3 protein-coding genes are annotated in these 14,388 nt (G+C 70.2%); 1 reads left to right on the top strand and 2 read right to left on the bottom strand.

The window, feature by feature from the left end:
- Window positions 1-12: 12 nt before the first annotated feature.
- Complete coding sequence (locus ABZ738_RS06340; RefSeq protein ID WP_131051369.1) at window positions 13-324, bottom strand: WXG100 family type VII secretion target; 312 nt, start codon at window positions 322-324, stop codon at window positions 13-15.
- Between the two features lie 36 nt (window positions 325-360).
- Entirely contained in the window at window positions 361-696 is a 336-nt protein-coding gene (locus tag ABZ738_RS06335) for a WXG100 family type VII secretion target (RefSeq protein WP_131051368.1), read from the bottom strand.
- Between the two features lie 285 nt (window positions 697-981).
- On the opposite strand from ABZ738_RS06335, the gene ABZ738_RS06330 reads away from it, so the two are divergent.
- Complete coding sequence (locus ABZ738_RS06330; protein WP_357211489.1) at window positions 982-14,334, top strand: hypothetical protein; 13,353 nt, start codon at window positions 982-984, stop codon at window positions 14,332-14,334.
- The last annotated feature ends 54 nt before the right edge of the window (window positions 14,335-14,388 follow it).

The following is a 14,388-nucleotide window of genomic DNA, read 5'->3' as shown; positions in this document are numbered from 1 at the left end:
CTGCGGTGATCGTCAGCCCCGCCAGGTACGCAGGTTCGAGAACTCCGCCTCGGAGTAGTTGTTCCAGGCGAGGTTGGCGGCGTTGGCGATGTCGCCCAGTGCGCCGTCCACACCGAACAGACCGTTCGCCCCGGCGTTCCACTGCCCCTGGAGTCCGACGTACTCCTCGCGTGCCTCACCGACCCAGCTCTCCTCCAACGGAACGAGCTTGGCCTTCAGGGTGGCGAGCATGTCGACCAGCTCGTCGGCGGTGCTCTTGAGCCTGGCGCCGGCGAACTCCAGCTCCGGGGGGACCCGGATGCGACTACCCATACTGTCGGTCACGCGAACTCCTCTACTCGGGCGGGCTGACGGTTCCGGTCAGGCGCCGGGCTCAGGCCCGAGACGGGCCGCCGGAATACCATTGATCTCGGGCATGGTGCGCACCGTCGCCTCGTCGGCCGTGGCGTAGTTGCCGGCGTTGCGCTGCAGGCCCCGCGAGATCCCGTTCAGGGCGTCGTTGAGCATCCGGCCGCAGGTGTCGTACTCCTCCATCGTCTGCTTGTAGGCCTTGGAACCCGGCCCCAACCAGTACGACGCCAGGTCGTCCACGTCCCGTCGCAGCGTCGCGAGCCGCGCCTGTAGCTGTGCAGCCGTGTCGGTGCAGGACTGCGACCCGTCCAGCAGCATCTGCGGAGTGATGTCGACTAGCTTCATAGGCCCTCCCGGTCGATGCCGCTCGGCCTCCTGGCCGTCCGGACGGCGGTCCCGTGTCAGCCTGCCCGCTCGGCACGGGACCGGCACAGTCACCAGTTCCAGGGACACCCGCCGCACCGGACGGTGAGGACGCCCGGTGCGGACATAAAGGGACTACCGGGGATCCGGCGAGTCGTGCCACCGTGCGGCGGGGATGGCTTGGGCGGGGAGGCCGACTCAGAGCACCGAACGGCGGAAACCCATCCGAAGCTGTCGGTACCGGAGAAGCGACCGGGGGGTGATGGTGTGCCGGTCGCGCATGGTTGCCGGGAGATTCTCGTGGTGGCGGGCCGGCTGGTCCTCACCGGTGAGCTGACCCAGACCGGGCATTCGGCGGCGTTGGCGGCCTCGCTCGCCGCGGTGCGGCCGGTCGACGCGGCCCTGGTCTTCCTGGCGGAGGAGAAGCCCCGTTCGGCGGTCGGCGCGGACTTCGTCCACGGGCAACCGTTCTCCGACCAGTTGGTGCTGGTGCCGTGGGAGGTCGAGCGCTGGGGGGTCGACGGGCGCCGCCTGGTGGACGACGCGGAAGCGGTGGAGAAGCTCGCGGATCTGTACCGGGTGCAGGTGCAGGTACCGGTCGGGTCGGCGCGCTCGGCGCGGCTGGTGCCGGTGGACCCGCAGGGTCGGGAGACCTCGTGGGACGACGCCGTGGCGGTGCGGAGCCTGCCGTGGTCGCACGTCGCCGCCCGAGAGGCGGTCCGCACGGCGGTCGAGATCGCGTCCGACCGCACCTCGCCGTCCTGGACCCGCATCGAGGCGTTGGCCGGGTGGTTGGCGGAGTCGCACCAGCGGTTGCGGGTCCCGGTGCCGACGGCGGCCGTCGCGATGGCGTTCCGCCTGGTGCGTCACGGCCTCCCGCCGGGGCCGGACGCGGCCGAGCTGATGCGGAAGGTGATGCCGGTCTCGATGGCCGACGTGCTGTCGGTGGCGGGTGGCGAACCGACGCCGACGGCGGACGTCGACGCGCTGCTCGACGGCCTCCTGCGGGCCCCCGACTCGTCGGCGCTGGTGCGCTTGCGGCCCGGTCTGGGCGCGGGTGAGCTGGGCTGGCTGGTCACGCACGACGATGTGGTGTGGTGGTTCGGGGCATCACCCGCCCCGGGTGGTGGTCCGGGGCCGGTCATCGTGCCGGTGGGCGAGGGCTGGGTGTCGGCGGCGCTGCGGGATCCCGCGACCGCCGTGGTGGTGTTCGGCCCGGTGCAGCAGGCGCACCGGACGCTGCTCGGCATCACCGACGTGGAGGACTTCCGCCTGTTCCGTTCGGCGGATCCCGGGGTGCGCGAGGCGGTACGTGCTCGGCGGTGGGTGGGAGCTGCCCATCCCGCCGTGGTGGATCTGGTGGATCGGACGCACATGCGGCTCGACTCGGCCCGCAGACTCGGCCGGTTCGGCCCACGGGTGCTGCGGCGGCTGGCGGCCGGCCACGATCGGGCTCTGCTGGCCAGGGCCGACGTACGCGCCGTGTACCAGGCCGACCCGACCGAGGCCCAGGCTCTTCGCCTGGAGTTGTCCCTCGCCGCCGACGGTTCGGTGCGGGACTGGCACGTCGAGATCGACGGGTTGGTGGCCGTACTCGCGGATCTGGGGGCTCTGAGCCTGGGCCCGGCGGGCGTCTTCCTGCCGACGACACCGACGGCGTCACCGCCGCAGCGGCTGCCTCATCCGGACCGGCCGCTGGTGGTCGTCGAGGTCGGGGACGTGTCGGACGCGCGTCGACGACTCACGGACATCGGGGCCGCCCTTCCCTCCGACGCGCTCGTGGAGTTGGTGCCCGCCGCGCGTCTGTCGGCGGCCCACGTGGTGGCGTTGGCCGAGGTGCTGGGCGACGGGCACGTCCTGGCGGTCGGCCGGAACCTGGTGGATCCCAGCGGTGCCGGTGCCGCCCGTCTCGTCGCGCACAGCGGGGCACACCAACGGACGATGACGCCGTTCGCCACCTACTACACCGTGCATCCCGCCTCGCGGCCGGATGTTCCTGTCGGTGGCATGTTCACGCTGAGCGCGCGCGACGACGGCAGGTACGAGATGTTGCCGGGCTGGCATGTCGTCACGGTCGGCGACCGGGTGTGGATCGGTCCGGCAGACGTGTCACCACAGGTCGGCGACGGCGACCCGCGCGTGGTGATCGGCACCCCTGACCGCCCCGTCCCGTGGACGGTGTGGCAGTACGGCATGTGGGTGGCCCGGGTGCTGGCCAGCCACACCGGGGCCGTCGCCGACGCGGACTTCGTCCGGGTGCACCGGCCCGCGCCTCCGGTGTCGCCGCGACCGTGGCCGTCGACCGCGTCGCTGCACGCGGAGACCGCTCACGACCGGCGGCTACTCGACCTGGCCTTCGGTCCACGGTGGCAGGAGGCCCTGTTCGCGTCCGGGAGCGTCCCGGCGCGGGTCGGTCACTACCTGCTGGACGCGCTGCTGGACGAGGCCGGTGCCGACCCGGCCGAGCAGGACCCGGCAGCGCTGGTGGCCCATCTCGACCGGTACGCCGAGCGGTTGCGCCTGCCACATTCGACGGCAAGCCCGGTGGCGGCCCGGCGTGGGTTGCTCCGGCGACTGTGGCGCGACGCGGGCATGTACTACCGGATCCTCACCGAGTTCGACCCGCAGACGCCGCCAGGCAGCACCGCTGCGCATCCCGACGAACATCTGGAACTCGACGCCAGTCCGCCCGACCCCGCCGAAGAGCCGGTCGCGGTCGGTTCGTGGCCGCCGGCCGTGCTGACACCGGACGAGTTCCCCCTGGTCGTCGAAAAGCTGGTGATCTCCTCCGAACCCGAACCCGAACCCGATGCCGAGGACGCCGCCGACGAAGCGCCGTCGGACCCGATGGACATCGACACGTCGCCCGAAGCCGACGAGACCGCGTCGGACTCCATGGCCGTCGACGTGCTGTCCGAACCCGACGAGGCGCCGACGGAGCGGGTTGAGGGGCTGGCGGCGAATCTGGTGAAGGATCACGCGAAGCATCTGCAGGACGCTGACTGGCGGGCGGTCACGTATGACACCGCAGTCACCAGCCAGCGCGTCGTGCTGCGTGACCTGTTGAGTGCCGAGCAACTGACGGCCTGGCGGAAGTCCGGTCTGTTCGACAGCGGTGTGGTGCTGCGCCCGGCGCGCGTTAGCAGGCCGGAGGACAGGGGGATCCGGCTGGTGGTGCGCGCGGAGCCGGTCGGCGCGTACCAGCATGTGGGCGCGGCGGAGTCCGCGCAGTGGTATGCCGCCCCGCTGCTGGTGACGGTGCGGTGGGAGCACTCCGGGCATCCGCCGACGGCTGACCTGCCGGTGGTCCGCGCGGCGCTGGTGCAGTTGCGGGCGTTGGTGTCGGACGAGGTGTTGTCCGGGCTAGGGTCGCGGGTGGCGCGGCGCGGGGCCGAACTGGTCGGTGTGGATGAGAAGTTGGCCGCGACGGTGGACCGGCTCAATCCCGTAGTGCTGGATCTTCCACCGGAGACGCTGCGGCGGGGCCTGGCGCGAGTGGCCGCCATCGATCCGGTGTCGGTACGGACACTGCACGACGCAGTCGTCGCGGAGGTCGAGGTGGGTCGCTGGCGATCGGCTGGACGGCAGTTGATGCGGGCCGACACGCTGCACCAGGTGATTTCCGGACCAGGGCTGTCCGGAATGCTCGGCGCTGCCCTGCGCCCCCAGGGCGCAACGGCGGGTCCGCTGAGGTTCCGGATGGCGTTGGTCGACGCGCTGCCCCTGGGCACGCTCAGCAGCGACGACGTGGTCTACCAACGGGTCCGGGGCGGGCTGCTGGTGCAGGTGGAGCCGGCAGAAGTGCGTGGCCTGCCGCAGCTCGTCTTCCGGCTCGACGGCGCACTGGAACTGGCGCTGGACACGCCCACCGCAGACCGGTTCAGGCAGGAGACGCCACCACCGGCGTACCAGCGGGTGTGGGAGCCGGACGAGCCGGTGTCGGAGGCGTCCCCGACGGTGCCGGCGGTCACCCCGGCTGTGGATCAGCAGCCGCAGACCGACGACCTCTTCCACGGCGACGCGTGGACCCGGCTCGTCAGCGACCTGGGTGTGACGGGCCCGGACGAGGCCAGGACGCGGCAGTGGGTACGTCTGATCGAGAGCGTGCCGGACCCGGACGAGGTCACCGATCTGACGGTCGAGGCGATCTCGGCGGTGCACGGGCCGCTCCCGACCGACGCGCAGGAGCGCGCCTCGGCGGATCTCGTGGAGCCGCTCCGGCGGGCGTGGTACGCGGTCGCCCAGGATCTCGGTCTACCGCCGGGCGCCCTGCGGATCGTCGGTAGGGAACTGGTCACCGTGGTGCGGACGCGTGCCACCAACACCAGGGTGGCCACGGCTGACGAGCTGCTGACCGGGCTACGCGAGCGGTTGGGGCCGTTCGGGGTGTCGACCGATGTCGAGGTGGTGTATCTGGCCGAGCTGAGCGCCCGGCTCGGACTGGGTCCGGATGATCTTCCGTCGTTCCGCTGGCTGAGCGAGCGGGGGGTGCCGCTGGAACTGGTGCACACCCTTCCGGACAGGTTGGCCGGACGGTCCGTGGCCTGGGCCGCCGATCAGGTCCGCCGGGGCGACGACATCGCCGGTGTGGCGAAGGAAATGGGAATGTTCCTCGTCTCGGTCGGGCCGGACGAGTCGGTCCGAAAGGTGCGGCGCAAGCTGCGATTGCTGGCGCTCGAAGCGCTCGCCGGGCAGCTGAGCCTCGGGCCGGTCGCCCCATCCGGCACCGAGAGCGAGCACCCGGCGCCTCCGGATGCCCCTCCCGTCGACGCGGCGGGGGATCCGCCGTCCGCACGACTGGAGACGGCAGGCAGGATCGATCTTGCCGGCCTGTTGTCCATCCGAGAAATGATCCGGACCGCGGCGGGGATTGTCGACATGAGGGCGGACCGCGTCCGGCCCGCCGAGGTCGGGACGCTGGTCGAGCGGCTGGTGGATCAGGTCCGACTCATCGCTGAAGAACTCGGGTTCAAGTCGCTGCAGCACGTCACGCGGTATGCGGAGTTGAGCGGCAAGCTCGGATTCCCGGTCACCGAGTTGAGCAACCTCCTGCCGTCCGGCCACTTGCCCTCGCTCGTATACCAGCTGGTCGGCAACGTTCCGACGTCCCAGATCACGCGGTTCCTGACGGAAGTGGCTCCCGCCCGGTTGATTCGGCAGTCGGCCGATCTGGAACCTGATCTGATGCCGGCGTCGACATCGACGAGGTTGAGCGTGCGGGAGGCCGCCGGCTGGGCCGACCGGTGGGAGGTGCCCGAGGAGCAGGTCCGGGCGGTGGCCGAGCTCCCCTTGGTCGACCTGCCGCGCGTTGCCCGGTTGGTCGACAAACTGCACCTGCCGAAGGAGCAGATCGCGCGACTGCTCGACGTGATCGCGGACACCGGCCACGTGCCGGACCGCCTGGACTGGTTCGCCTATCGGGCCGGGATCGAGCCGGAGGTCGCGCTGGAGCTGTCCTGGCGGTTGAACGCGAACATCCTGGATCTCCTGCCGATGCGGTCAGTCCTGAACCGGCTGGCGGTACACACGCCCGAGCGGTCGGACGACCGACTGACCGTCGAACACCTGGTTCGCCTGCTCACGCAGGGGCCGGACGGTGAGCCGGTGCCATTTCCGTCGTGGACCTTCTGGGTAGGGGCGCGCCTACCCAACGGGTCCGGGGCCGACGGGCTGACCCCGAACGAGCTACACGACCTTTTGTTCAGCACGTTCCGGGTGGGCCACGCCAGCGTCGCGGAGTATCACCGGCGGCTCGCGGGCCTGGACTGGATCGGGCTGTTGGAGCAGGCGATGGACGACTCGGCACGCCGGTTCGACGAGGACGAGCCTCCGCCGGCCCGCCCGCAGTTGCCGGCAGCACGCGACGCCGACCTGTGGCTGGCCGAGTGGCTCGCTCAGAAGATGGGCATGTCGCGTCACGAGGTCGAGCGCGACCTGATCGACCGTCCGTGGCTGGACCATGTCGCCGTACTCGACGCCGCCCGTGATCTGGCGGTGCCGGTGCCGACGGCCCTGGCCCACGCCCGCCGGTGGGGTGGACTGCGCGCCTCCGACATCCCGCCGCTGCCACCGGACGCACATCCCGACACCGTGACACAGCTGTTCGGCATGGCCGCACGGTGGGATGTGCCGCTGGTCCAACTCGGGCCGGTCGTGGCCACGTTGCCGCGTCGACAGGGCCCGCCGAAGGAGATCCCGGCGATCGCCGACGACGTGCTGCGACAGTTGTGGCCCAGAAACGCCGGCTTCGATGTGACGGACACGTTCTGGCTCGCGCAGGTGCCGCTGGCGTTCCTCACCGACTGGGGCCTGACTCTGGCCGACTGGTCGGGTGACGAGATCGATCTCGGCTGGTGGCTGACCAGTGTGCTGGGTCTGCCGGACGCCACCTACACCGACGGCCCAGGTTCCGCGATGGACACCGACTCCGATGTCGAGATGACCAGCGGGTCGGACACCGACACGAGCAGCGAGTCGGCCGCCGGCCCGAACAGGGTCTTCGCCGACCAGATGTGGGCGGACCTGAACGACCACCAGCGCGAGCGGTACCTGACGACCCTGTCGGAGGTGGCCGAACAGCTCGGCCTCGACCTCCACCGGCGCCACGAGTTGGCGACACGACTGCGCATCAGCACCTTCTGGGTCACCGGGTTGAGCCTCCGGATCGGGCAGGTGCCCGACATCGAGGAGCATGCGTCGCGGCTGGGTGTCCCGCCCGACAGACTGTTCGCGCTCGCCTCCGTTCTCGGTGTCGACCCCGCAGTACTCGACCCGGCGGACGACCTCGCGCGCCTCAACGACGCTGACGAGGCCGGCGCGCCGAGGTTCGCCATGGTGGGCCCGGTCGCCGACTCGATCCGAAGCCGTCCGGACTGGCCGACGCGGCAGTTGACCGGCACGCCCACCGACCACCTGTACGACATCGTGTTCGAGCAGGGCGACGTACCACCCAGGCTGGCCCAGCAGCTCAACCACGACGGTGGCTGGCTTGGTCTCCGCGGACTGTTGGAAGTCGCCGCAAGGTCGGATCTCCCGACACAGTCGCTGGCGGTCTACGCCAACCTGAGTCGGCCGCCGAAGGTACCTGATGCCGGTCCGGCCGGGCCGCGCCGGGTGATCGGGGCGTTTCAGACTTGGCGGCGGTCCGATGAGGAGAAGTACGGACTCGACACGTCGGACTTGTGGCCGGTGTGGAACCACGACGGGTCGGCGACCCTCACCCGAGGCGACGTCGCCGAGGTCAGCGCCGCAGCCCTGCGGTACGCCGCGTCGGATCGGCGCGCTGAGCTGTTTCGCCGGATCATCGCCCGTGCCGCCCGGCAGGACGTTCCGCAGTCTGTCGCCGGTCTGATCCGGGCGATGGGCGCGGCGGCGGGACCCGGCTCCGCGCCGCACGAATGGCTGAGCCCGTTGCTCCCGGACGCACCCGTGCCGGACGGCATGTCGATCAACCTCCTGTCGTTCCTTGACCAACAGTCACCGGAGGCCGAGAGAGCGTTCGCTCGCCTGTCACAGGTAGCCGGTGTGCGCGTCGAGCCACCCACGGGCGGCCAGTACTCGTTGACGGTCACGTTCGGCCACGAGCAGGCTGGATGGACCGACCTTGCGCAGGTGCTCGACACACTGAGGGATCTGAGATTCACCCTCAGCAAGGCGACGGTCGAGGTCAGGACAGGGTACGGCGCCGACGCCGCCGCATACCTGCGGCTGGCCCACCTCTACTACTCGCATCTCAACGCGATGAGCCAGATCGGCCTGGCGAGCAGAAGCAGCCCGCCGCCACCGTACGGCTTCGCGAGCTTCGCCGGGTTTCTCCGCGCCCACCGCAAGGACAGTGGCCTGTCTTTCGACGTGGCTTGGAGTTCCGCCGATGTCGTCAGGCTCCGCATGAGCTCCAGGAAGGAACTCCTATGGCCCGGCGTACGACAGGCCGGGTTGCGGATATTCGCGGAGTTGGTGGAGTTGGCCCGTCAACCGTTCCCCGAGCCGCAGTGGTGGGACTGGCCGTTCCGGCCGCCCGGCGATCACGCGGACGACGCCTTCGATCTGGGCCTCGACGGGTGGCGGCTGGTGAAGTTACTCGTGGACGGGTCGACCCGCGCGCAGGCCGCAGCGTTGTTGACCATCTTCCCGGCGCGGCGAGTGGCCTCGAAGTTCCCGATGGCACGGGGACTGGGCCCGGTCCGGGCCGCTCCGACGATCCCGGAAGCCCTGCCACGGACGCACGAGGTACCGCAGGGTCGCCTCCTGACCGAGACCCTACCGGCGAGTGTCGAGGCGTACGCCTCGGACTGGTCCGAGAGGTGGCCGGAACCGTCGGAGACCGTGGACTGGCTCCGGCACCGGATCAACGCCGGCACACCACCCGTGCCGTACATCCTGACTCAGGCGTTGGGGGGCCTGGGCGATCCCGCGTCCGGGCGGACGTTCGCTCTCACCATCGACGGCGCGTGGAGTGACGACCTGCCACACGAGCCGTGGACGTGGGTGGCCCCCGAGGATCGTCGGGAGATACTCGTCGATGCGCTGGCCGCCGCAGAGTCTGCGCCGTCGGTGTATGGCGGTAGGTCACGGCTGCGGACCGAGTTCGACCTGGACGAAGCCGGCAGGTTCGTCATCCGCGCCACGGATCTCGTGGACAGCCCACCGGTGTGGCGAGCGCTCGGATCCGTGGTCGAGGCCATGCGGCGGTACGGCGTGTCCGTCTCCAAGATGGTGATCGAAGTCGATCACGCCCCGTTGTCGGCAGCGGGGATAGGGGAGCCGGTCGATGTTGCGGCGGCGCTGGGCCGCCTCGTCCGCGCCCACGAGGACGCGCTGACCCGGCTGTTCGGTTCACCGGAACTGCCCTGGCTCAACCATGCGAATCCGCCGAAGGTGACCGCAGCCGAATCGCGACCTCACGCCGTCGAGGTCGGCTTCACCTATCCCGGCATCCCGACGTCCGGGCTGGGCGGGCTACAGGGCGGGGTCCGCGTGGTCTGGGCGCTCCTGGCTGCCACGACGCGCGACCCCTTGGCGGCCTCGGCCCTGCCCGACTCCGCTGCGGACGTGGTCGGCACGAACTTCGCCACCACCAGGTCAGAGCCGCAGCAGGTACACGGTTGGTTCCTCGACCCGTCGGGGGGACCGCAGCTCAGGTCATTGCTGGCAGCCCTGGATCTGGACCCGGCCGGACGCGCACAGGTCGCCGCGCTGTTTCACCTGAACTCGTGGTATCCGCCGCCGGACCACGGTCACGGAGCGGTGCGGGGCATGGCCGACCACCCCATATGGCCGGTCTCCACCAGATCGGAGCATCCCGCCGCGTTCGTCACCGCAGTCGCCGGCTTGGACCCGGAGATGGCAGCTCGCGACGCCGTCACCGACAGCGAGGCACTCCGCCTTCCGCTGGACCACCTGATGGGCATCCAACGGCGGGCCGACCTCTACCTGCGTACGGCACCACCGGTCACCGATGCCGCCACTGAGTTGGAGCTGCGGCAGGCCAGCGTGGCGGGGCTCTGGGACGAGTTGGAGCGTAGCGGCGCGACGGTCGGCGCCTGGCGCGAGCGATTCCGGAACGAGCAGGTCAGGCTGGGTGACCTGGGCGTAGACGTGTCGCAGCACGGCCCGATACCGGCCCTGGTGGACGAGGCACAGGGCGTCCTGGACACCGTTCCCGCCGGCGGTGCCACCGTCGAGGACGTGATCGCGCTGAGGGCCGTGGACTCCTGGCTGACGTCGAAGACAAGGCCCTGGTTGGACGCTGCCGGCGAGAGCCGGATCGATCTGCTGCGTCGTGAGGTCGCGGACCGGCTGGACGCGGCGGCTCAAGGACCACTCCGCCCGGCACCGACGTCGATGGAGGCCCGGAACGGGCAGTGGGCGCACCGGGGATTGCTGGGGGCGGTCCTCGATGCCGCCGTGTGGCAGGGCGTTCCGCTACCACCCGAGATCCGCACGCCGAGTCATCTGCGTGACGTCGTCACGGGGGTGGTGGCGACCGAGCCGGCGCGGTTCGCCGACGTGGCGGGGGGTCGGGGCGCTCTGCTGGCCGAGGAGCTGCCGTTCAGCACGTCGACCGCGCTCCTGGCCGATTTCCGGCCGACGGAGCCGACGCCCGAGCAGCTCGGTCGGTGGCGGGCCGAAGCGTCGGCCGTGGTGCGGCGTCGACTGCCCGACGCGGACGACCACACGATCCGGGAGGCGGTGCTGGCGGCGAGCAGCGCGCGGACGCGCGAGCACCGGCGCAGCCAGTGGCGGGCGGAGTTCGCCCGGCGTGTGGAGCAGCCGACTCCCACTTTCCACGCCCGGCTCCTACGGGCCGTCATGGATTTCGACCATGCCCGCGTACAACTGACGCACCTGGCGTCAGGGGGTGCGACATCCGGTGCCCGTCACCTGCAGGCGGGGATCGAACGGGTCGACCTCCAGCTGACGGCCCTGGGGCGACACCTTCCCGCAGTCGTCGCCAGGGCACTCGACATCAACATCATCGTGCACGGCGACCAGCGTCCGGTCGAGCAGACGCATCCCGGGCCCCGCCCGGCACTGCACCTGTTCCGCACCGACACGGACCGGTTCCGCCCCGACACGTACCAGGCGTACGGGCCGCTCATCAGCGCGGACCCGTCCTCCTCAGTGCCGGCACGGCACGCTGACACACTGGATACGCACCTCTGGGACTTCGCCCGGAGCTGGGTACGCGAGCGCTACTCGATTCTCGACGGCGGTCGGGGCTGGAACGAGCGGCGGATGGCGTGGGCCAAGCTGGTGGATCTGCTCGTCAAATGGGTCGACGTGCCGCCGATGCCCACTTTCGTCGATTTTATCGATTTCGGCGACATAGCAATATTCGACCCAAGACGCTGGAGATTGGACCTCGCAGTCACCTCTGTCGACGGCGCACTCATCGCGCTGATGAAACAACTGCTCGTCGCAGAAGTGATCACGATGCAGGCCCGGGCAGTGTCCTCACCACCGGACATGAGCAAACACACGACGGCCCACGATGTCGCGCGCCACCTGTGGGACACGCGTGTCGGGGAAGACACCCGACTGGAAGCCTGGCCGTCCGACTACGCCCACGTACGGGCGCGTGCTGCCACCGCCCGCGACAGCGCGCAACGCGAAATCCTGATGACAGCCCATCGACTCTCGACCATCGGGCCTCTGGAGAGGTCACCCCGGCTGCGTCACCGACTGACGCAGGGCGTGCTCGCCACACAACGACCGTACGCCGATGTGATGGCCTCCACCATCGATTCGGTGGCCGAGGCGCAGCTACTTCTCGAGCAGAAGTTCACGGAGGCTGGTTCGCTGCGGGACTGGCGGACGGCGTCGACCATCCGAGTGTCGGAGGTCCCGGGGTTCGAGATGGTCGACCTGGGCCCGGCGGGGACCTTCGTACGCCCGGCGGGGTCCCGGACGGATCCGCCGACACGGATGACGCATCCGACCCGACGCCTCGACATCGTGGAGGTGGGCGATCCGGCCACGGCTCCCCACGTGTTGACGCAGGTACGCGACGGTCTTCCGGAATCCTCGACCGTGGAGCTGGTGATGTCCGCTCGGGTGAGCGCGTCCCGGGCCGTGGAGCTTGCCGGACTGGTGGGTGGTGACCGGACACTGGCACTGGCCGCGAACCTGGTTGATCCCGCCGACCTGACCGATCATTTCGTGGCCCACACCCGTGTGCACACGCCGACTCTCCACCCGTTCGCGGCGTACTACACCGTCCATCCCGCACCACAGCGCCACGGACTGCTGATCGCCGACCTTGCTCTGGCACACGTCGGTGACGGCAGACACGAGTTGCTGCCGGGCTGGCACATCGTGCCGATGGGCGACCGTCTCTGGATCCGCCCGGCCGACCACCCGGAGCAGGATCTGCCCTACTCCGGGTCCGCCCGGATCGTCATCGGCGTACCGGAGGAGGAAACACCATGGACAGTGTGGGTCCTGGGCCAGCGGCTCGGCACGGCGGCCACTGTCGGCACCGACCTCACGTCCGAGGAGATCGTCCACCGGCTCGGACGCCTCGGCCCGAAGCCGTCGGTGCCACCCCTGGACCCGGCGGTTGCCCACCAGGTCGGTGATCGGGACGTGCAGCTGTTCCAGCGCGCCTTCGAGAACGAGAGCCCGTTTGTCGAGGCTGATGTGTTGGTGTCGAACGAGGGTGTCGCCGTCGTGGAGAGGCTGACTCTCAGCCACGTGGCCGACGTACTGCTGGACCTCGCCGGCGCCGATCCGACGGAGAGCGACGTCGAGGTCCTGGTCGGCCGGTTGGACCGGCTGGCTGAGCGGCAGGGCTTCCACACCGGCGACCCGACGCAGGAGCGCGCAGCGAACGCCCGAGACAGATTGCTGAGCTGGGCAGGGACCAGACTCACCGACGCGGGCCTCGCCGGGCTGCTGACCGATGTCACCGCCACAGACGAGGCTGAACCGATGACCGGCAAACCGGCAGAACCTGCCGAGGCACCGGTGGCGGTGCAACGGCAGCCGGTGCTGGTGCCGTTCCGGGCCGGGGTGTACCTGCCGCATGGAGACGACCCTGCTCCCCCGCCGGTAATCGAATGGATGCCGCGATACCAGAGCTACGTCTCGGCCTTCGCGACCCTGGACCCCGGCACGGCAGAACTGGTCGCCGGCGCCCGCCGCTACGGACCGGTGAGGTTCAACGACGAACTCACCGCCGCAGGTGTACCGGCGGACGCGAGACTGTCGTTGACCCTCTCCCCGCTCACCGGGGAAAACGTCTCCGAGCTGAGCCGACGTACGGCACAGCGGTTCGCGGACGAGTTGTGGTCCCTTCGCGGCGCACCGGGCATCTTCAGCACACCCGAGACGTCGGGTCCGGCCGCCCCACCGCGCATCTTGCCGGAGGTCCTGACCGGATGGCTCGAGCAGGCGGACTGGCCGGCCGCCCAGCAGTACCTCCGGCAGCACGTCGCCGAGCTGAAGCAGCGGGAGAGCATCGAGGCGATGCGCGCCCTCAGTCACCACGATCCGGAGAATCGCGTGGCGGCCCCCTACCGCGCGATTCTCGAACTGGTGGATCTCGCCGGCGGCGTGGCGGGGCCGACCGACGCGCGACACCGCCCTGAAACAGCGATGGACCCCGACGGTACGCAGCCGTGGCTGGTGCCGACCGGCCCCGTGCCGACGGCGTTCGCCTTCGACTACTTGCGGGTGAGACCCGATCGACAGGCCCGCCGACCGTGGAACGACCAACTTCTCCGCATGATGTACGAACGAGAGGCGTTCCGAGAGCTGGCAGTGATGCTGGCATGGGGTGTCGTCGAGCGCGGCGAGCACCCGACGCAGGGCCGGCATGCCGGTTTCGACTACGGACAGGGCAACGCGATGGTCTTCGCCGCCGTGCACCGCGTGCTGAGAATGTCGGTGACGAGAGCAGGGACCCCCGGGCCGACCGGAGGCTGGCCGGAAATCGACGCGGTGGACGCCTGCGAACTCGATCCGCTCGACAAAGCGTTCTGGGTGGACCGGATGGACGAGCTACGCGGTCGGGTGCTCATATTCGGCATTCCCGGCCACCCCGACCGCAACGGTGTGCCGGCACCCGAGCACGAGAAGCTGCTGAAACTGCTGATCGAGAGGTTGGCGAGCTGTTAGCCCCGCAGCGGACACTTCGACGGATCGACGGTGAAGCGTGTCTGCAGGCCAGAA

Origin of the sequence: Micromonospora sp. NPDC047793, assembly GCF_040642635.1 — a bacterium.
Taxonomy (GTDB): Bacteria; Actinomycetota; Actinomycetes; order Mycobacteriales; family Micromonosporaceae; genus Micromonospora.
Note: the sequence above shows the minus strand (reverse complement) of the source record. Positions and strands in the feature narration are given on the sequence as shown.